This window comes from Bacillus pretiosus, assembly GCF_052947655.1.
Genome location: NZ_CM129593.1, coordinates 1,446,520 through 1,465,590 on the forward strand (window position 1 = coordinate 1,446,520; position 19,071 = coordinate 1,465,590).

Sequence of the window (19,071 nt, forward strand, 5' to 3'; positions counted from 1 at the left end):
AGTTAGTAAAAGAAGGATAAAACTTTCAGAATATATTCGCTATTATATTTCAAAACATACTTTCTTCAAGATGATTTTGCTGTATACTATTTATATAGGTTTAATATATTTTCTAGTGAAATGTATGAAAACTGAGTATGTGATGATAAATTCTTAAACATGCAAATGAAAACATATGTTTTCATTTCGTATATACATAAAAAATGCTTTGTCAATTCTGTAGGGAGGTATTTCCATGGTAGAGAAAATGAATGAAGAAGTTATGGATTCAAAAGAATTACAAGTTGGTGACGTTGTTACAGGTTCTGTAACGAAAGTTGAAGAGAAACAAGTGCTTGTAAATGTTGGATACAAAACAGATGGCGTAATTCCAATTAGTGAATTAGCTAACGTTCATATTGAAAAAGCAAGCGATGTTGTAGAATTAGATCAAATACTAGAATTGAAAATTATTAAATTAGAAGAAGATGATCTTGTCTTATCTAAACGTGCTGTTGATGCAGAAAAAGCATGGGTAGAATTACAAGAGAAATTTACTTCTGGTCATGTGTTTGATGTTACTGTAAAAGATATCGTGAATGGTGGATTAGTTGTGGACCTTGGTGTTCGTGGTTTTATCCCAGCTTCACTTGTAGAAGTACATTATGTAGAAGATTTTACTGACTATAAAGGCAAAACATTAGCCGTGAAAATTGTTGAATTAGACCGCGAAAAAAATCGTGTAATCCTTTCGCATAAAGCAGTAGTAGAATTAGAACTAGATTCTAAGAAAAAAGAAGCGATTTCTTCATTAAAAGAAGGAGACGTTGTTGAAGGAACAGTGCAACGATTAACGGATTTTGGTGCTTTCGTTAACGTTGGTGGTGTGGACGGTTTAGTTCATATTTCACAAATTTCACACGAACGTGTAGAGCAACCTTCTGAAGTATTAGAGCAAGGTCAAAAGGTAAAGGTAAAGGTATTATCTGTTGATGCTGATACACAACGTATTTCTTTATCAATTAAAGCAGCTCAGCCAGGACCTTGGGAGAATGTTGCTGGCGAAATAAAAGCTGGAGATATTCGTGAGGGAGTAGTAAAACGTCTTGTTACATTCGGTGCATTCGTTGAAATTTTACCTGGCGTTGAAGGTCTTGTGCATGTATCTCAAATTGCAAATCGTCACGTGAAAAATCCAAATGAAGTATTGGAAATGGGACAAGAAGTAAAAGTGAAAGTGCTTGAAGTCCATGTTGCAGAGAAACGTATTTCTTTAAGTATAAAAGAAACGCTTGAGGAAAATAATGTAATTGAGGATTACAGTCAGTATGAACCAAATGCTGATTCTGCTACTTTCCAATTAAGTGATATTATTGGTGAACAACTGAAAAAATTAAAGAAATAAAGAGGGGTACAAGTGGTAAGGGCAAAACGTAAATTAGATCATATTGAATACGCTCTTTCTACTGGTCAGTCTCGTACGCATGGATTTCATGATATTGATTTTGTGCATCAAGGATTGCCAAATTCAAGTTATGACACAATAACATGTGAAACAAAAATCGGCGAACTTTCACTAAGTTCGCCGATTTTTATCAATGCGATGACTGGTGGTGGGGGAGAGAAAACGTTACATATTAATGAGCAATTAGCATATGTAGCGAAACATCATAATCTTGCTATGGCTGTAGGGTCGCAAATGGCGGCGTTAAAAGATGAAAGTGAGGCTGCTTCTTATACGATTATCAGAAAAGTAAATCCAAATGGTATTTTCTTTGCTAATTTAGGTAGTGAGGCAACTATCGAACAAGCAGAGCGTGCCGTTGATATGATTGAAGCGAATGCATTGCAAATTCATTTAAATGTCATACAAGAGTTAACGATGCCAGAAGGAGACCGTGACTTTACTGGTGTACTTCAGCGCATTGAGAAAATTGTATTAAATAGTAAAGTTCCTGTCATTGTGAAAGAAGTTGGATTTGGGATGAGTAAGGAAACAATACAACAGCTAGCGAGCATAGGTGTAACGGCAATTGATATTGGTGGACAAGGTGGTACAAATTTTGCTGCTGTTGAAAATGAAAGAAGACAGCGAATGCTTTCTTATTTTAATAACTGGGGCATACAAACAGCAACCTCGATTATTGAAGCAACCTCTACAAATAATAACCTCTCTTTTATTGCATCTGGGGGTATACAAACAGCGCTTGACGTAGCGAAAGCAATCGCATTAGGGGCGAATACAACTGCGTTTGCTGGATACTTTTTACGTATTTTAATGCAAGATGGTATCGAGAAGTTAGTGGATGAAATTGATCTTTTACATACAGATTTGAAATTTATTATGACAGCTCTTGGTGCAAAGACGATAGAAGAGTTACAGGCTGTACCTCTTGTTGTAAAGGGCGAAACGTATCATTGGTTAACGCAGCGTGGTATTGATACGACGCATTATAGTAGAAGATAAAAAAATCAACCGTTTGGTTGATTTTTTGTTTTTTGTTCGTTTTAGTAATATAAAGTGAGGAATGGAATTAATATTCTATCAAAATAAAATTATTCCTATATAAACACTATCTTGTGCAAGTTGCGACTGAAAAAGAGGCTGGAAAATGTAGATAGTTTGCTACTGAATTATTAGGGAGGGTTTAATTTCGTAAAGGAAAAATAGGTGGAGATAAAAATAAACCATAGAAAAATTCGGATGTTAAATATTATTTTGATATAAGTAAAAATCATTAAAATAATTATGTAAAAGACGGTTTCGTACAATATCGAAACCGTCTTTTTGTGTTCATTAGTGCTGATTTTGTTTTCGGGCTTGCTCTGGTGTATCCAGTCCAGTTGCACCCGGATATTGTAGTGATTGGTCACGATCAGATTCAACGCGTCGTGATTCTCTTAGTTTTCGTTCTTGACGATCTTTACCCATAATGAATAGCACCTCCTTATTAAAAGTGTTGCTGTTATATGAAAAAACTATGCGCGAAGAAAGTGGATTAACTTTCATAAAAAGTTCCCATAATGGAAAACATAGGAGGTGAAATGATGGAAGGGAGTACTTTTTATTTTTTAGCTTGGATAGGGTGGATTGTTGTAACTTTTTTTATGAAAAAGGACTCTATGCGGTGGAAGATAAGCGCTTGTATATTGATTTTTATTATTTGCTCTCCGTTACATGTAACGATTGCTTCATTCACGGTATCAGTAAATGCACTTTTGCTTTGTATTGTTGCTTTTATAGGAATCGCACTATATTCTATTTGGAAAAAATTATATAGCTTACTTTCGGCACTTATTATTGCAATGTTATATACAAGTTTTCATTTGTTAGAAGTATATGATCCGATTTGGATTGTGGTGGACAGGTTGTTTTTGGTAAGTGGTGCTCTTGTGTATGCATCGGTTTTATTGCATGAGGATCGCATATTACGATTATGTTCTCTTTATATAGGAATGTTACAGGGGGAATTGTTAGTGACACTTATTTTTCGAAAACTACATTTCCCTTATGATTACGGAAGTTTAGCGTTTTTTGATATCGTCGCCGTTGCTACATTTTTCATGGCAATTTTGTTTTGGATTGCAAAAGCATCAGTATACATGGAACAGTTCAAGAGGAAAGCACGTAAAAGAAAGGCGAGGGTAATACATGACTGAATATACACCGGCCATTTTATGCGGAGTAATAGCGGGGACAGTAACGAGAGTGCTAATGCTCCGGACAGATACGCGTCAATATCCGACGAGGCTCCACGGAAAAATTATTCACGTTGCGATGGGGTTAATTGCAGCGGCTTTAGGAGCAATTGCGATTCCGTCAATTTTGAAAAAAGATTTTTCTGCTATTACATTTCTTACATTAGCAGCAACACAGTTTCGTGATGTGCGTAATATGGAAAGAAATACCCTTCAACAATTAGATGGATATGAGCTCGTACCGCGTGGAAATACATATATTGAAGGGATTGCATTAGTTTTTGAAAGTCGAAACTATTTGGCGATGTTAACGTCGTTTGCAACGACGTTTGCGTATATAGGGTTCCATTCGTGGATTGCTGGAGTAATTATGGCTATAATCGCATTTATTATCGCGAAAAAATTAATGTCTGGCAGAAGGTTACATGATCTTGTTGATATCGAGCATGTTCCACTTCGTTTTGAAGGAGCGGGGCTGTATATTGATAATATTTACATTATGAATATTGGATTGCCAGCAAGGCAAGAGGAAATTATGAAATATGGAATGGGCTTTATTTTAAGGCCGAAAACAATTGATGCGATGGTGACAATCTCAAACTTAGGACAACGACAAGCTATTTTACATGATGTTTCTGTTGCTTTAGGGATTTATAGAGATTCTGGTACGCCAGCGCTTGTGCCGCTAGCAAAGCGTGATTTAGAAGATGGTAGGGTTGGGATTTTTGTCTTGCCACAAGATCAAGATGCAGAGAAAGCGATAGGTGTCATAGGGAATGTGCCGACGTTAGAAAGTGCTGTTCATATGTCATCGGAAGCCCCGAAAGGAAGGGGAGATAAAAGATGATGTTAGAAAGTGTAATTCTCGCGGTTATTACAACAACGCCGGAGAAATTTGCTGGTGGTGCCCCTTTGTTTACTTGTGAATCGACAGATGAGTTAGAATTTGTTGCAAATAATTTAGAGGCAATTTTAGATGGTATTGCGCATCGCTTACAAGAGAATGTATATATTATTGTGAAACATTAGTAACGTGTGGTATAATGTGAGGTGTTTTGATACGCTGAGAAATATTCTGGAATGCAAATCCCTTCTTGCACAAAGAAGGGTTTTTTACATAATAAACAGAAGCAAGTTGAAAGGATGAAAGTATATGCCGAAACCAGTAATAGCAATAGTAGGCCGCCCGAACGTAGGAAAATCTACTATTTTCAATAGAATTGTTGGAGAAAGAGTTTCAATCGTAGAAGATATACCAGGTATAACGCGAGACCGTATTTATAGTGCGGGAGAATGGTTAAATCATGAATTTAACATTATTGATACAGGTGGAATTGATATTGGAGACGAGCCGTTCTTGACACAAATTCGTCAACAAGCGGAAGTAGCGATTGATGAAGCAGATGTTATCATTTTTATGACGAATGGTCGCGATGGTGTAACTGCAGCAGATGAAGAAGTTGCTAAAATTTTATATCGTTCTAAAAAACCAATTGTACTTGCGGTAAATAAGGTTGATAATCCAGAAATGCGTAGTGATATTTATGATTTTTATGCATTAGGATTTGGCGAGCCATTCCCGATTTCAGGTACACACGGTTTAGGACTTGGTGATTTGTTAGATGAAGCTGCAAATCATTTTCCAAAGATTGAAGAAGAAGCGTATGATGATGAAACAATCCGTTTCTCTTTAATTGGACGTCCAAATGTAGGGAAATCATCACTTGTAAATGCACTTCTTGGTCAAGAACGTGTAATTGTAAGTAATATAGCGGGAACGACACGTGATGCTGTTGATACACCATATAGTAAAGATGGTCAAGATTATGTAATCATCGATACAGCTGGTATGCGTAAAAAAGGGAAAGTATACGAAAGCACAGAAAAGTATAGTGTACTTCGTGCACTTAGAGCGATTGAACGTTCTGACGTTGTTTTAGTCGTTTTAGACGGAGAAGAAGGAATTATTGAACAGGATAAAAAAATTGCTGGATATGCTCATGATTCAGGACGTGCTGTTATTATCGTCGTAAACAAATGGGATGCAGTGAAAAAAGATGAAAAAACAATGAAAGCATTTGAAGAAAACATCCGTGCTCATTTCCAATTTTTAGAGTACGCGCCGATTGTATTCTTATCTGCGAAAACGAAAAAGCGTACACAAACATTATTACCAGTTATTAATGAAGTAAATGAAAGCCATAGTATCCGTATTCAAACGAACGTATTAAATGATGTAATTATGGATGCGGTAGCGATGAATCCAACACCAACTCATAATGGTAGCCGTCTGAAAATCTTCTATGCGACACAGGTTGCGGTAAAACCACCAACATTTGTTATATTTGTAAACGATACAGAATTAATGCACTTTTCATATGAGCGCTTCTTAAAGAATCGTTTACGTGAAGCGTTCGGTTTTGTAGGAACGCCGATTCACATTATCGCTAGAGCAAGAGACTAATGGAGAGGATGTGATTTTATGACAAAAATCACAGTAGTTGGAGCAGGTAGCTGGGGAACAGCGTTAGCGATGGTATTAGCTGACAATGGACATGATGTACGTATTTGGGGAAATCGTTCTGAACTTATGGATGAGATTAATACAACACATGAGAATAGTCGATACCTTCCAGGAATTACATTGCCAAGCACAATCGCAGCCTACTCTTCTTTAGAAGAAGCATTAGTAGATGTAAATGTAGTACTTCTTGTAGTACCAACGAAAGCGTATAGAGAGGTATTACAAGATATGAAGAAATATGTAGCAGGTCCGACTACTTGGATTCATGCAAGTAAAGGGATTGAACCTGGTACATCAAAACGTATTTCGGAAGTGATTGAGGAAGAAATTCCAGAGGACTTGATTAAAGATGTTGTTGTACTATCTGGACCGAGTCATGCTGAAGAAGTTGGTTTACGTCAAGCGACAACTGTTACGTCTGCAGCAAAGCGTATGGAAGCGGCTGAGGAAGTACAAGATTTGTTTATGAATAGTTACTTCCGTGTATACACAAATCCAGATATCGTTGGAGTTGAGCTTGGTGGTGCGTTAAAAAATATTATCGCATTAGCTGCTGGGATAACTGATGGACTTGGATTAGGTGATAATGCGAAAGCGGCATTAATGACACGTGGTTTAACGGAGATTGCTCGTTTAGGAAGAAAAATGGGCGGAAATCCATTAACGTTTGCTGGTCTAACTGGTATGGGAGACTTAATTGTAACTTGTACAAGTGTTCATAGCCGAAATTGGCGCGCTGGAAATATGCTTGGAAAAGGACACTCTTTAGAAGAGGTGTTAGAAAGCATGGGTATGGTTGTAGAAGGTGTAAGAACAACGAAAGCTGCTCACGAATTAGCAGAGAAAATGGAAGTTGAAATGCCGATTACAGCTGCTTTATATGACGTGCTATTCAATGGGAATAATGTGAAAGATGCAGTAGGCTCATTAATGGGACGTGTTCGAAAACATGAAGTGGAAGCTATACCTGACTTACTTTAAAGAAAAGCGACAGAAGTACATTTGTACTTCTGTCGCTTTTTATTTTTATGGGTCTTTTCACCATTTTTTTAATTTTGCATAGGATGAAGAGTAACTTGAGGAGAGGGTGAAAAGAATGGATAATAACATTTTTAATAACATTGAAAAAGAAGCGAAAGTGAATAAAGAAGACATTTTTAAATTAGCATCATCTGTACAGAATGCGAATTTACGTGATGAAACTGTGCTTCGTCAATTGATTCATCAAGTGGCTCTTATGGCAGGACGTGAAGTGCCGAAAGAACAAGAGGATCAAATTGTAAAAGCGATTATTAACAATAATATGCCCGCTGATTTTGGTTCGTTAAGCAAAATGTTTAAAAAATAAGATATAAGAAACAAAGAGTTTGTAGATTGCATATGATAGCTATGAAAGTATGGGAATAGAGCTGTTTTGGGCATATTTGGTCAACCGAAGCGAGAGATACACTCGCTTCGGTTTTATTTTTATTTAGATTAGTGGAAGATGCGAAAAAACCTGTTGATTAAAGTTATATATTCTTAATTTGTAGTAAAATGTTCTTTTTGTATTTGTTTAAAGATTTTAATTTGTTAAAATAGTATAAAAATAGATTAATAAAAAGGGGTGTGTATATGTCAGAAGGGCTCATAAAAATGTGGTTTGCTTTAGGAGCAATTGGATTTATGTTTTTTGCAGTAAGTTTTATTTTACTAAGTAGATACAAAATAAAGAATAAATTTTTGAAAGGGATTACAGCGTTAGTAGCGTACACCCTTATGATTGTGTCAGGAATTGTTATTTTTCTTGTTGTATTTAGTGGACCTGTACAGCAGTAAAGGGAATGGTCTCGAAAATGCTACATACGGAGCAAGTTATATTAGTATGAAAAGGTGATTGCTAGTGAAAAAAGTCCATATTATTTTAATATTTTGTTGTATGAGCCTTTTAACAGGATGTCTGTATCCGAAAGAAAATATGAAACAAAATGCCGTTCCTTATGAAGATCAGATACAGGTTGTTCAAAAAGCTGTAGTGACATTTAAGGAGCAAAATGAGGGGATATTGCCAATTAAGACGCGGGATATGAGTACGCCTATTTATCAAAAGTATCCAATCGATTTTCAAAAGATTGCTCCGCGTTACATACAGGAGGCGCCAGGAAATGCGTATGAAAGCGGAGGAGTATACCAATACGTATTAATAGACGTTGAAACAAATCCGACAGTAAAGTTAATTGATGTTAGGATGGCTGAACAAATCCAGGAATTATCATTAAAGCTTAGGATGTATCGGGATGAACATCAATATCCGCCTTTTAAAAAGGTAATTTCAGATGGTGTATATGAATTAGATTTCAAAAAACTAGGATATAAAGATGTGCCGCAAGTGACAAGTCCGTATTCTGGTAAAGGGCTTCCTTTTGTAATCAATGAAAAGGGAGAAATTTATGTTGATTATCGAATCGACTTATATGAAGCGTTGAAAAAAAATGAAGGGCAATTTAAGGAAGGGGAAGATATTCGGAATATACTTTTGAAAGATTCTCCATTTGTACCTGCGTATTCTTTACCGTATACGGTAAAGAATGGAGAACCAATTTTTTTAAAATCATAAGTCATGAACCTTTCTTTTAGTGAATAAGTTCTAGAAGAAAGGTTTTTTATGTTACACAACTTGCGATGCAAACAAAAGGTATTTTTTAATAGTCATATGAAATTGGACAAAATTATATGATATATTGTCCGAACTTCTAGAATACCATTATATTATATCAGATATTATAGGCAACGTTAGAGAAGGTATTAGTTGACTATAAATGTGGAATTATTCCCAAAAATATTGAGGGAGGGAATCACTTGGAAAAGGTAGATATTTTTAAAGATATTGCGGAACGCACAGGCGGTGATATTTATTTTGGAGTTGTAGGAGCTGTTCGAACAGGGAAATCAACATTTATTAAAAAATTTATGGAACTTGTAGTTATTCCTAATATTGAGAATGAGTCTGACCGTCAAAGGGCGCAGGATGAACTGCCTCAAAGTGCTGCTGGTCGTACAATCATGACGACGGAACCGAAGTTTGTTCCAAACCAAGCGGTTTCTATCGAAGTAGATGAAGGTCTTGAAGTGAATATTCGATTGGTAGATTGCGTTGGATATACGGTTCCAGGAGCAAAAGGCTATGAAGATGAGAATGGCCCGCGCATGATTAATACTCCTTGGTATGAAGAACCTATTCCATTCCATGAAGCTGCAGAAATCGGAACACGTAAAGTAATTCAAGAACATTCCACAATTGGTGTTGTAATTACAACAGATGGAACGATTGGTGAAATTCCAAGAAGAGATTATATAGAGGCAGAAGAACGCGTAGTAAATGAGTTAAAAGAAGTCGGAAAACCTTTCATTATGATCATTAACACTGTACAGCCGTATCATCCAGATACAGAGCAATTGCGCCAAAGTTTATCTGAAGAATATGATATCCCAGTCATTGCGATGAGTGTAGAAAGTTTAAGGGAAACAGATGTGTACAATGTGCTTCGAGAGGCTTTATTTGAGTTCCCGGTTTTAGAAGTGAATGTTAACCTTCCGAGCTGGGTGATGGTGTTAAATGAAGGGCATTGGTTACGCCAAAGTTATCAAGAAGCTGTTCAAGAGACTGTGAAGGATATAAAACGTCTTCGTGATGTGGACCGTGTCGTTTGGCAGTTTAGTCAGTATGAATTTATTGATCGAGCGAGCTTAGCTGGCATTGATATGGGGCAAGGTGTAGCAGAGATTGATTTATATGCACCAGATGAATTATATGATCAAATTTTAAAAGAAGTAGTAGGAGTAGAAATTCGAGGGAAAGATCATTTATTAAAGCTTATGCTCGATTTATCTCATGCGAAAATAGAATACGATCAAGTGGCGGATGCCCTGCGTATGGTAAAGCAAACAGGATATGGTGTAGCAGCGCCTGCGTTAGCTGACATGAGCTTAGATGAGCCAGAAATTATTCGTCACGGTTCAAGGTTTGGTGTGAAACTAAAAGCTGTAGCTCCGTCTATTCATATGATTAAAGTAGATGTGGAGTCAACGTTTGAGCCAATTATTGGTACTGAAAAGCAAAGTGAAGAATTAGTTCGTTATTTAATGCAGGATTTTGAAGATGACCCATTATCAATTTGGAATTCTGATATATTCGGACGTTCACTTAGCTCTATTGTTCGAGAAGGCATTCAAGCGAAACTATCTTTAATGCCAGAAAATGCAAGATATAAATTAAAAGAAACGCTAGAAAGAATTATTAATGAAGGATCTGGCGGATTAATTGCGATTATATTATAAGAAAAAATCCCTCTCATCGTAGAGGGATTTTTTTGATTTTCGCGTATAGAATAGCAAAATAAACAGTTATTATCTAATATATTGTTGTAAATTGTCAAGTTTCATCAGATTTTCACATTTTAAGAGTAACAATTTCCTTAAAAATATTGAATTATAAAGGAGAATCGTATAATATAGGCGTTGATAATGATTTATCTACATCTTTGTAGTATAGAATTTGTAAAAATTGCCTACAAATGAAAGTAAGACTCATTTTATGATCATTATACAGTCTTATCTTTGGGAGGAGGTGAATGGCATGAACAAGACAGATTTAATCAATGCTGTTGCAGAAGCAAGTTCCCTTTCTAAAAAGGACGCAACAAAAGCAGTAGACGCTGTTTTTGATTCTATCTTAGAAGCTTTAAAACAAGGTGATAAAGTACAACTGATCGGATTCGGTAACTTCGAAGTTCGTGAGCGTGCGGCTCGTAAAGGTCGTAACCCACAAACAGGTGAGGAGATTGAAATCGCTGCAAGTAAAGTACCTGCATTCAAACCTGGTAAAGCGTTAAAAGATGCGGTTAAATAATCCTTACATATTAACAGGGAAGAAGAGTTTCCTTTTTGGGAACTCTTCTTTTTGCTTTTAAAAACATAAATATGCTAGAATGTGTTCGTATCACTTTTAGGTTTTCGGGAGGGCTAGCGGATGGCAAAAGTTAATTTAGAACAAATTGAACATGCAGTACGCCTTATTTTAGAGGCAATCGGAGATGACCCAAATCGTGAGGGAGTACTTGATACACCAAAGCGTGTGGCAAAAATGTACGCAGAAGTGTTCGCGGGTATGCATGAAGATCCGAAAGAACATTTGCATAAAGTGTTCGGAGAAGATCACGAGGAGCTTGTACTAGTAAAAGATATACCGTTTTATTCGATGTGTGAGCATCATTTAGTTCCATTCTATGGAGTTGCTCACGTTGCATATATTCCGCAAGGCGGAAAAGTGACAGGGTTAAGTAAATTAGCTCGAACTGTAGATACAATTGCACGTCGTCCACAACTGCAAGAACGTATTACATCAACAGTAGCGAACTCTATTATGGAAGTACTAGAACCGCATGGTGTAATGGTAGTAGTAGAAGCGGAACATATGTGCATGACGATGCGTGGTGTGAAAAAGCCGGGCGCGAAAACTGTAACAACAGCAGTACGTGGTGTGTTAGAAAATGATGCAGCGGCACGTAGTGAAATTTTATCTTTTATTAAAACAAAGTAAAGAAAAGTAGGAAACTGCTTTTCTTTTTTTTTATGTAAATAAATGATATAGTTTTAGCAAGGCAGAGTGAGAATAGAAAGACTACTAAAAAGAATGGAAGATGTTATTTAGTTCGGTGGAAGTTTGGAAAGAGTAGCCAAGTTTTGGTTATAGAAAATAGAATGTATGTGTTATAATAAGTTTTATGAATTAGAAAACAAGGGTGATTTTTGTGTGTGACATCTACGGAGGGTATGCGGGTATAAGAGAGAAATTGATGGAGAAATTACGCCATCCTTATTTTATAAACTATATTGAAGAACCATTTATTGATGAAGAAAAAATAGCATTGTTATATGGTGCTTTAAAAAGTGAAAATTTACATATAGAACAAATTGAGCATTATGTAGTAACGATTATGCTTGTGCAAATTGCACTTGATACACATGAAAGAGTATCAAATAAAGCAGGGGAAGAAGCAAATGAATCGCATAAACGTCGCCAGTTAACAGTGCTTGCTGGTGATTACTATAGTGGGTTATATTATTACTTACTGTCTATGAATTGTGATATTGTTTTAATTCGTGCGCTTGCTGAAGGAATTAAAGAAATTAATGAACACAAAATAATGTTATATCAAAAAGCGCATGAAACGATGGATGACATAATGGAAAGTGTAGTAACGATTGAGTCTGCACTCTTGCAAAAAACATGTGATCATTTTCATTTATCGCATTGGAAGCCGTTTATAACGTATGTACTAGGAAAAAACCGTCTTCAAAAAGAATATGAACTGCACGCTGATAAACAACATTCACCTGTTTTTCAAGCAGTTCAAGGGATTATGAAGGATAAAGCGGAGGTAGAAACAGTTATTCATGGATGGATGATGGAACTCAGAAAGAAAGAAAATCAATATTTGGAAAACCACACAGATATAAGCGAAATAAACTCTGTGTTAAGAGATAAATCGAAGACATAAGCAATTTTACATTGGAAGAAGGTACGAGCATGCAACAATCAAAAGAAGAAAGAGTACATGATGTATTTGAGAAAATCTCTGATAAATACGATGTGATGAATTCTGTCATTAGTTTTCAAAGACATAAAGCGTGGCGTAAAGAGACGATGCGCATTATGGATGTAAAACCAGGTAGCAAAGCTCTTGATGTATGCTGCGGGACAGCGGACTGGACAATTGCGCTAGCTGGAGCGGTAGGTGAACAGGGCGAGGTTGTTGGTGTAGACTTCAGTGAAAATATGTTATCTGTCGGTAAGCAAAAGGTAGAGGCGTTACAATTAAAACAAGTAGAACTTTTACACGGGAATGCAATGGAACTTCCATTTGAAGATAACACATTTGATTATGTAACGATTGGATTTGGTTTACGTAACGTACCGGATTATATGCACGTATTAAAAGAAATGACGCGTGTAGTAAAACCAGGTGGAAAAGTGATTTGTTTAGAAACATCTCAACCAACAATGATTGGTTTTCGACAAGGGTATATTTTATACTTTAAATATATCATGCCTTTATTTGGAAAGTTATTTGCGAAAAGTTTTAAAGAATATTCATGGCTGCAAGAATCTGCTAGTACATTCCCAGGTATGAAAGAATTGGCTCATATGTTCGAAAAAGCTGGACTTGAACGTGTACAAGTGAAGCCGTTTACTTTTGGGGTAGCAGCGATGCACTTAGGTATGAAACCAGAATCAAAATAGAAAAAAGAAAAAAGAAGTTTTAGGTTAAGGTGAACAATATGAAGTTACAACTTATGTACTCTTTTTTACGATCGGATATTAATGTGATAGAAAAAGAATTAAAAAAGACAGTTGCTTCTGAACAGCCATTGGTAGAAGAGGCGGCATTACAACTTATTGAAGCTGGTGGGAAGCGAATTCGTCCTGTATTTGTGTTGCTTGCGGGAAAATTTGGAGATTATAAGTTAGATGCAATTAAACATGTAGCTGTTGCGTTAGAACTTATTCATATGGCTTCTCTTGTTCACGATGATGTTATTGATGCTGCATTTTTACGACGTGGTAGTGCAACTGTGAATGCGAAATGGGGAGATCGTATTGCAATGTATACAGGGGACTATTTGTTCGCTAAGTCTCTTGAATGTATAACAAATATCGAAATTCCAGAGGCGCATCAGGCGCTATCGCATACCATTTTAGAAGTGTGTAAAGGTGAAATTGAACAAATTAAAGATAAGTACAATTATGACCAAAATTTACGAACGTATTTAAGAAGAATAAAGCGAAAAACAGCCTTATTAATTGCTGCGAGTTGTCAACTAGGAGCAATTGCTGCTGGCGCTAATCGTGATACGGTAAATCGACTATTTTGGTATGGGTATTTTGTAGGAATGTCGTATCAAATTATTGATGATATTTTAGACTTCGTTTCCACAGAAGAGAAGCTTGGAAAACCTGCTGGTGGTGATTTGTTACAAGGGAATATTACGCTTCCTGCCCTATACGCTATGGAAGATCCCGTGCTTCGTAAGAAAATCACATCTGTACATGAAAATACAACAGCGGACGAAATGAAAGGAATTATTGAGGCTGTAAAAAATAGTGACGCTATTGATCAAGCATTTGCGTTTAGTGAACGTTATTTACATAAAGCATTAGAAATCATAAAACCACTTCCGCGTGGACAAGCGAAGTATGCATTACAAAATGTAGCAAAGTATATTGGGAAACGAAAATTTTAGTGTTTTTTCTAAAAAATAAAATAATCTCTCTATTTCAAAACTATTGCGCAATTGTGATAAGGGTGTTAATATGTGTGTGGGGATATACAATTACATACATAATTCAGAAGTGGAGAGATTTTTTATGGAAAAAACATTTCTAATGGTAAAACCAGACGGTGTACAACGTGCCTTCATTGGGGAAATCGTAGCTCGTTTTGAGAAAAAAGGCTTTCAATTAGTTGGTGCAAAATTAATGCAAGTCACTCCGGAAATTGCTGGACAACACTATGCTGAGCACACAGAGAAACCTTTCTTTGGTGAATTAGTAGACTTTATTACATCTGGACCTGTATTCGCAATGGTATGGCAAGGTGAAGGCGTAGTAGATACAGCTCGTAACATGATGGGTAAAACAAGACCACATGAAGCAGCTCCTGGAACAATTCGTGGAGATTTCGGTGTAACTGTTGCGAAAAACATTATCCATGGTTCTGATTCGTTAGAAAGTGCAGAGCGCGAGATTGCTATTTTCTTTAAGGAAGAAGAATTAGTTGACTACTCAAAATTAATGAATGAATGGATTTACTAATTATTTTGAAATAATTTGTAAACGCTTTAATCACTGTGATAATAGTAGAAAGTGCAAGGAGAATAGGGGTATTCTTCTTGCACTTTTTTTGTTTCAATTAGTTACGAAGTTAGAGCTGTTATGATATATTGATATGTAAAGTAAAAGGCCTATCGGAGAATAAGCGAATGGCTGATCAAATATATAATTTCTTTCATATTTTTAGAGTAAGGAAAGATAATATCATTGCTTAATATAGCGGGATAAATACATATACGAAAAGAGGAATAACGTATGCGATATATTACAGCTGGTGAATCTCATGGTCCACAACTTACAACGATTATAGAAGGTGTTCCGGCAGGACTGCCTTTAGTAGCGGATGATATAAATGAAGAGTTAGCTAGAAGGCAAAAGGGGCATGGGCGTGGTAGACGCATGCAAATTGAAACAGATCAAGTGCAAATTGTAAGTGGTGTTAGACATGGAGAGACATTAGGTTCTCCAATTGCACTTGTTGTTGAAAATCGTGATTTTGCACATTGGACAAAAATTATGGGCGCAGAGCCTTTAACGGAACAAGAAGAAAAAGAAATGAAAAGGAAAGTAACAAAACCAAGACCTGGGCATGCTGATTTAAATGGTGCGATTAAATATGGTCATAGAGATATGAGAAATGTACTGGAGCGTTCTTCAGCACGCGAAACGACAGTGCGTGTTGCTGCTGGTGCGGTTGCTAAAAAAGTGTTAGCAGAACTTGGTATTACAGTGGCGGGCCATGTAATTGAAATTGGCGGTGTACAGGCTCAGGAATTTACCTATAGTTCAATTGAAGAATTAAAAAGTATTACAGAAGCATCACCTGTACGTTGCTTAGATGAAGCAGCAGGTAACCAAATGATGAAAGCAATTGATGATGCGAAAGCAAATGGTGATTCAATAGGTGGAATCGTTGAAGTGATTGTGGAAGGAATGCCAATTGGGGTCGGTAGCTATGTGCATTATGATCGAAAACTGGATGCAAAATTAGCAGCTGCAATTATGAGCATTAATGCTTTTAAAGGTGTCGAGATTGGAATTGGTTTTGAAGCAGCGCATAGACCGGGAAGTGAAGTTCATGATGAAATTCTGTGGAATGAGGAACATGGATATACACGAAGAACAAATAATGCAGGTGGATTAGAAGGCGGTATGACGACTGGAATGCCAATTGTTGTGCGCGGTGTGATGAAACCGATCCCTACACTATATAAACCTCTTCAAAGTATAGATATTGATACGAAAGAGCCTTTTACAGCAAGTATTGAACGTTCAGATAGTTGTGCTGTGCCAGCAGCTAGTGTCGTTGCAGAAGCGGTTGTGGCTTGGGAATTAGCGACAGCTTTAATAGAACAATTCGGATTAGATCGTATGGACCTTATTCGTGAAAATATTGAGAAACATAATGAATATGCGAGGGGATTTTAATGGGAAACATACATATTCAAACGAAATCAAAAGAATATGATGTACATGTAGGAAAACAATCGTTGTCAAAGTTGACAACGATTGTTCAAAACATGCAGCCATCTGTGTCAAACATCATGATCATTTCAGATGAAGCTGTTGCGTCTTTACATTTACAGACAGTTGTAGACGCGTTGCAAATAAAGCAAAAAGTATTTTCATTTGTCGTACCGAGTGGCGAAAAAGAGAAGTCTTTTGAAAATTTCTATGCGGCTCATACGTCAGCTCTTGAAAATAAATTAGATAGAAATTCTTTAATTATTGCACTTGGAGGCGGGATGATTGGAGATTTAGCTGGTTTTGTTGCTGCATCGTTTATGCGTGGAATTCGCTTCGTTCAAGTTCCAACGACTTTATTAGCTCACGATAGCGCAGTGGGTGGGAAAGTAGCGATCAATCATCCGTTAGGTAAAAATATGATCGGTGCATTCCATCAACCGGAAGTAGTTGTATATCATACGCCGTTTTTACAGTCACTTCCTGAAAAAGAGTGGCGTTCAGGTTATGCAGAAGTGATAAAACATGCTCTTATTGGTGATGTAAAGCTGTATCATTGGTTAAAAGAAGAAGTGCAAACATTAGCGGATCTTCGTGATGAGAAGTTAATCCATATATTAACGAAGGCAATTCCTGTAAAGGCAAACATTGTATCGCAAGATGAAACAGAAAAAGGTGTACGTGCTCATTTGAACTTTGGACATACGTTAGGCCATGCTCTTGAAAAAGAACTAGGATATGGAAATATTACTCACGGTGACGGAGTAGCGGTTGGAATGTTATTTGCCTTGTTTTTAAGTGAGCAAGTGTACAAGGTTAATCTTTCTTATGAAGAGATGAAGCAGTGGTTCTTAAAGTACGGATATCCAAAAATGCCAAGTGATTTGAGTGTAGAGCGTCTCGTTCAATTGATGAAACAAGATAAGAAAGCGAACGCTGGAGCAATTCATATGGTGTTAATGCAGGAATATGGGGTAGTGAATGTCGTATCTATTCCAGATGAGACTGTTCATATTGCGTTAGAGGCATTTCAAAAGGATATGGTTTAAGAGCTAAGAAGTGCTTGTTTAAAGGTATCCTCGTAATAGTGACGGTTAAGATAAACGATTACAGTGAGAAATTACAACCTTATTGTAATTGAATTGAATAAAACGACTGGGGGAAGAAAAATGAGAGTGAAAGAGCAATTGTTAACTTTGAGAGCATATGTACCTGGGAAAAATATTGAAGAAGTAAAAAGGGAATATGGATTATCAAAAATTGTGAAATTAGCATCGAACGAAAATCCATTCGGTTGCTCAGCACGCGTAACAGAAGCATTAACTTCTTTAGCGAGTCAATACGCTCTTTATCCAGATGGATATGCATTTGAACTTCGGACAAAAGTAGCAGAGCAGTTAGGTGTCAAAGCAGAACAACTGTTATTTGGTAGTGGATTAGATGAAGTCATTCAAATGATTAGTCGTGCATTACTACATGAAGGAACAAATGTTGTAATGGCGAATCCAACATTCTCGCAATACCATCACCATGCTGTTATTGAAGAAGCAGAAGTTCGTGAAGTACCACTTAAAGATGGCATTCACGATTTAGATGCGATGTTACAGCAAGTAGATGATAAAACGAAGATTGTATGGATTTGTAACCCGAATAATCCGACAGGTACATATGTAGAGAAACAAAATTTACTTTCATTTTTAGAATCAGTTCCTAAGTCAGCGCTCGTTATTATGGACGAAGCATATTATGAATATGCGGGGGCAGAAGACTATCCGCAAACATTACCACTTCTTGAACAGTATGAAAATCTTATGGTTTTACGCACGTTTTCAAAAGCATATGGTTTAGCTGCTTTCCGTATCGGATATGCGGTTGGTAATGCGAATTTAATCGGGCAGCTAGAAGTAGCAAGGTTACCATTTAATACATCGACTGTAGCGCAGGCTGTAGCACTCGCTGCATTAGAAGATCAAGTATTTTTACAAGAATGTGTGAAAAAAAATGAAGAAGGATTAAATCAATATTACGCATTTTGTAAGGAATATAACGTATTCTATTATCCATCTCAAACAAATTTCATTTTCTTAAAACTCGGTATTCCTGGTAATGAGGCTTTCGAACGATTAATGAAGAAAGGATATATTGTTCGTTCTGGTGCTGCATTTGGTATACATGATGGTATTCGTATTACTGTCGGTTTGAAAGAAGAAAATGATGAAATTATAGAATTATTGAAAGAGCTTGTAAACGAGCAAGTAAAGAAAGAAGAAACATACTCTTAAGAGTTTGTGAAGGCTCCTAATATAGGAGTCTTTTTTATTTAAATGAAGGCCTGTAAAGCTTGATCCGTGCGTGTTAATAATTAATAAGGGAAGTTATTTGCACGGTAATGAAAGAAAACGGTACAATAGAAAGTAGTAATGCGGTATCGGTGTCATGTTTGAATCGTTGTCAGTGAAAGTACAAGATGAAGTATGCTCATTCTAAAGGTTGCGTTCGTACACCTAGTTGCTTATGATAAAGTGAAACTTTA

The 19,071-nt window shown here is 36.6% G+C and carries 21 protein-coding genes; 20 read left to right on the forward strand and 1 reads right to left on the reverse strand.

Annotated features, from left to right (window positions below):
- Positions 1 to 235 precede the first annotated feature (235 nt).
- Both rpsA and ACU8YW_RS07595 read left to right on the forward strand, forming a co-directional pair.
- Complete coding sequence (gene rpsA / locus ACU8YW_RS07590) at positions 236 to 1,384, forward strand: 30S ribosomal protein S1 (protein WP_000229549.1); 1,149 nt, start codon at positions 236 to 238, stop codon at positions 1,382 to 1,384.
- Positions 1,385 to 1,396: 12 nt separating this feature from the next.
- The gene (locus tag ACU8YW_RS07595; protein ID WP_087985539.1) at positions 1,397 to 2,446 is read left to right on the forward strand and encodes a type 2 isopentenyl-diphosphate Delta-isomerase; all 1,050 of its coding nucleotides are present in this window, start codon (positions 1,397 to 1,399) and stop codon (positions 2,444 to 2,446) included.
- 330 nt (positions 2,447 to 2,776) lie between these two features.
- Here the strand turns inward: ACU8YW_RS07595 and ACU8YW_RS07600 are convergent, their stop codons facing one another.
- Entirely contained in the window at positions 2,777 to 2,911 is a 135-nt protein-coding gene (locus tag ACU8YW_RS07600; RefSeq protein WP_000513900.1) for a YpzI family protein, read from the reverse strand.
- A gap of 116 nt (positions 2,912 to 3,027) precedes the next feature.
- Here ACU8YW_RS07600 and ACU8YW_RS07605 point away from each other — a divergent pair, with 116 nt between their 5' ends.
- The 18 genes from ACU8YW_RS07605 to hisC all read left to right on the forward strand — a co-directional run bounded on the left by ACU8YW_RS07605 (position 3,028) and on the right by hisC (position 18,820).
- A complete protein-coding gene (locus ACU8YW_RS07605) occupies positions 3,028 to 3,639 on the forward strand; it encodes a YphA family membrane protein (RefSeq protein ID WP_088062691.1) in 612 nt (203 codons plus the stop codon).
- Positions 3,632 to 4,525, forward strand: a complete 894-nt coding sequence (locus ACU8YW_RS07610; protein WP_000141603.1) for a YIEGIA family protein — start codon at positions 3,632 to 3,634, stop codon at positions 4,523 to 4,525. The genes ACU8YW_RS07605 and ACU8YW_RS07610 overlap by 8 nt, the downstream gene beginning before the upstream one ends.
- Positions 4,522 to 4,707: a capping complex subunit for YIEGIA gene (locus ACU8YW_RS07615; RefSeq protein ID WP_000979052.1), complete on the forward strand. Its 186-nt coding sequence runs from the start codon at positions 4,522 to 4,524 to the stop codon at positions 4,705 to 4,707. The genes ACU8YW_RS07610 and ACU8YW_RS07615 overlap by 4 nt, the downstream gene beginning before the upstream one ends.
- Positions 4,708 to 4,831: 124 nt before the next feature.
- Positions 4,832 to 6,142: a ribosome biogenesis GTPase Der gene (gene der, locus ACU8YW_RS07620; RefSeq protein WP_001125888.1), complete on the forward strand. Its 1,311-nt coding sequence runs from the start codon at positions 4,832 to 4,834 to the stop codon at positions 6,140 to 6,142.
- Positions 6,143 to 6,160: 18 nt separating this feature from the next.
- Positions 6,161 to 7,183, forward strand: coding sequence for an NAD(P)H-dependent glycerol-3-phosphate dehydrogenase (locus ACU8YW_RS07625; protein WP_088062692.1), 1,023 nt, complete (start codon positions 6,161 to 6,163; stop codon positions 7,181 to 7,183).
- A gap of 115 nt (positions 7,184 to 7,298) precedes the next feature.
- Positions 7,299 to 7,550, forward strand: coding sequence for a stage VI sporulation protein F (locus tag ACU8YW_RS07630; RefSeq protein WP_000369753.1), 252 nt, complete (start codon positions 7,299 to 7,301; stop codon positions 7,548 to 7,550).
- 266 nt (positions 7,551 to 7,816) lie between these two features.
- Complete coding sequence (locus ACU8YW_RS07635) at positions 7,817 to 8,020, forward strand: DUF2768 domain-containing protein (protein WP_001288995.1); 204 nt, start codon at positions 7,817 to 7,819, stop codon at positions 8,018 to 8,020.
- 64 nt (positions 8,021 to 8,084) lie between these two features.
- Positions 8,085 to 8,798 carry a YphF family lipoprotein gene (locus ACU8YW_RS07640; RefSeq protein ID WP_262719588.1) on the forward strand — a complete coding sequence of 238 codons (714 nt, stop codon included), beginning with the start codon at positions 8,085 to 8,087 and terminating at the stop codon, positions 8,796 to 8,798.
- Positions 8,799 to 9,040: 242 nt separating this feature from the next.
- Positions 9,041 to 10,519: a stage IV sporulation protein A gene (gene spoIVA, locus ACU8YW_RS07645; RefSeq protein WP_000416519.1), complete on the forward strand. Its 1,479-nt coding sequence runs from the start codon at positions 9,041 to 9,043 to the stop codon at positions 10,517 to 10,519.
- A gap of 298 nt (positions 10,520 to 10,817) precedes the next feature.
- Positions 10,818 to 11,090 carry a non-specific DNA-binding protein Hbs gene (gene hbs, locus ACU8YW_RS07650; protein WP_001043860.1) on the forward strand — a complete coding sequence of 91 codons (273 nt, stop codon included), beginning with the start codon at positions 10,818 to 10,820 and terminating at the stop codon, positions 11,088 to 11,090.
- A 120-nt stretch (positions 11,091 to 11,210) separates the two neighbouring features.
- Positions 11,211 to 11,780 (forward strand): GTP cyclohydrolase I FolE, encoded by a 570-nt coding sequence (gene folE, locus ACU8YW_RS07655; RefSeq protein ID WP_001151478.1) that lies wholly within the window; start codon positions 11,211 to 11,213, stop codon positions 11,778 to 11,780.
- A 211-nt stretch (positions 11,781 to 11,991) separates the two neighbouring features.
- Positions 11,992 to 12,741 carry a heptaprenyl diphosphate synthase component 1 gene (locus tag ACU8YW_RS07660; RefSeq protein WP_141542766.1) on the forward strand — a complete coding sequence of 250 codons (750 nt, stop codon included), beginning with the start codon at positions 11,992 to 11,994 and terminating at the stop codon, positions 12,739 to 12,741.
- A 29-nt stretch (positions 12,742 to 12,770) separates the two neighbouring features.
- A complete protein-coding gene (gene menG, locus ACU8YW_RS07665; protein WP_088062695.1) occupies positions 12,771 to 13,484 on the forward strand; it encodes a 2-heptaprenyl-1,4-naphthoquinone methyltransferase in 714 nt (237 codons plus the stop codon).
- A gap of 38 nt (positions 13,485 to 13,522) precedes the next feature.
- Positions 13,523 to 14,485 carry a heptaprenyl diphosphate synthase component II gene (hepT, locus tag ACU8YW_RS07670; protein ID WP_000776075.1) on the forward strand — a complete coding sequence of 321 codons (963 nt, stop codon included), beginning with the start codon at positions 13,523 to 13,525 and terminating at the stop codon, positions 14,483 to 14,485.
- Between the two features lie 124 nt (positions 14,486 to 14,609).
- Positions 14,610 to 15,056 (forward strand): nucleoside-diphosphate kinase, encoded by a 447-nt coding sequence (gene ndk / locus ACU8YW_RS07675; RefSeq protein ID WP_000415885.1) that lies wholly within the window; start codon positions 14,610 to 14,612, stop codon positions 15,054 to 15,056.
- Positions 15,057 to 15,329: 273 nt separating this feature from the next.
- On the forward strand, positions 15,330 to 16,502 hold the full coding sequence (gene aroC / locus ACU8YW_RS07680) for a chorismate synthase (RefSeq protein ID WP_087985544.1): 1,173 nt from the start codon (positions 15,330 to 15,332) through the stop codon (positions 16,500 to 16,502).
- Positions 16,502 to 17,587, forward strand: coding sequence for a 3-dehydroquinate synthase (gene aroB, locus ACU8YW_RS07685; RefSeq protein ID WP_088062697.1), 1,086 nt, complete (start codon positions 16,502 to 16,504; stop codon positions 17,585 to 17,587). The genes aroC and aroB overlap by 1 nt, the downstream gene beginning before the upstream one ends.
- A gap of 120 nt (positions 17,588 to 17,707) precedes the next feature.
- A complete protein-coding gene (gene hisC, locus ACU8YW_RS07690; RefSeq protein ID WP_088062699.1) occupies positions 17,708 to 18,820 on the forward strand; it encodes a histidinol-phosphate transaminase in 1,113 nt (370 codons plus the stop codon).
- Positions 18,821 to 19,071 lie beyond the last annotated feature (251 nt).

Excerpts from the sequence above, each read along its gene's own strand:
- ACU8YW_RS07625 (WP_088062692.1), top strand. The coding sequence starts at position 6,161 with ATGACAAAAATCACAGTAGTTGGAGCAGGTAGCTGGGGAACAGCGTTA.
- ACU8YW_RS07635 (WP_001288995.1), top strand. The coding sequence starts at position 7,817 with ATGTCAGAAGGGCTCATAAAAATGTGGTTTGCTTTAGGAGCAATTGGA.
- ACU8YW_RS07615 (WP_000979052.1), top strand. The coding sequence starts at position 4,522 with ATGATGTTAGAAAGTGTAATTCTCGCGGTTATTACAACAACGCCGGAG.
- menG (WP_088062695.1), top strand. The coding sequence starts at position 12,771 with ATGCAACAATCAAAAGAAGAAAGAGTACATGATGTATTTGAGAAAATC.
- rpsA (WP_000229549.1), top strand. The coding sequence starts at position 236 with ATGGTAGAGAAAATGAATGAAGAAGTTATGGATTCAAAAGAATTACAA.
- folE (WP_001151478.1), top strand. The coding sequence starts at position 11,211 with ATGGCAAAAGTTAATTTAGAACAAATTGAACATGCAGTACGCCTTATT.
- ACU8YW_RS07630 (WP_000369753.1), top strand. The coding sequence starts at position 7,299 with ATGGATAATAACATTTTTAATAACATTGAAAAAGAAGCGAAAGTGAAT.
- ndk (WP_000415885.1), top strand. The coding sequence starts at position 14,610 with ATGGAAAAAACATTTCTAATGGTAAAACCAGACGGTGTACAACGTGCC.
- hbs (WP_001043860.1), top strand. The coding sequence starts at position 10,818 with ATGAACAAGACAGATTTAATCAATGCTGTTGCAGAAGCAAGTTCCCTT.
- ACU8YW_RS07605 (WP_088062691.1), top strand. The coding sequence starts at position 3,028 with ATGGAAGGGAGTACTTTTTATTTTTTAGCTTGGATAGGGTGGATTGTT.
- ACU8YW_RS07610 (WP_000141603.1), top strand. The coding sequence starts at position 3,632 with ATGACTGAATATACACCGGCCATTTTATGCGGAGTAATAGCGGGGACA.
- ACU8YW_RS07600 (WP_000513900.1), bottom strand. The coding sequence starts at position 2,911 with ATGGGTAAAGATCGTCAAGAACGAAAACTAAGAGAATCACGACGCGTT.
- aroC (WP_087985544.1), top strand. The coding sequence starts at position 15,330 with ATGCGATATATTACAGCTGGTGAATCTCATGGTCCACAACTTACAACG.
- aroB (WP_088062697.1), top strand. The coding sequence starts at position 16,502 with ATGGGAAACATACATATTCAAACGAAATCAAAAGAATATGATGTACAT.
- hepT (WP_000776075.1), top strand. The coding sequence starts at position 13,523 with ATGAAGTTACAACTTATGTACTCTTTTTTACGATCGGATATTAATGTG.
- der (WP_001125888.1), top strand. The coding sequence starts at position 4,832 with ATGCCGAAACCAGTAATAGCAATAGTAGGCCGCCCGAACGTAGGAAAA.
- hisC (WP_088062699.1), top strand. The coding sequence starts at position 17,708 with ATGAGAGTGAAAGAGCAATTGTTAACTTTGAGAGCATATGTACCTGGG.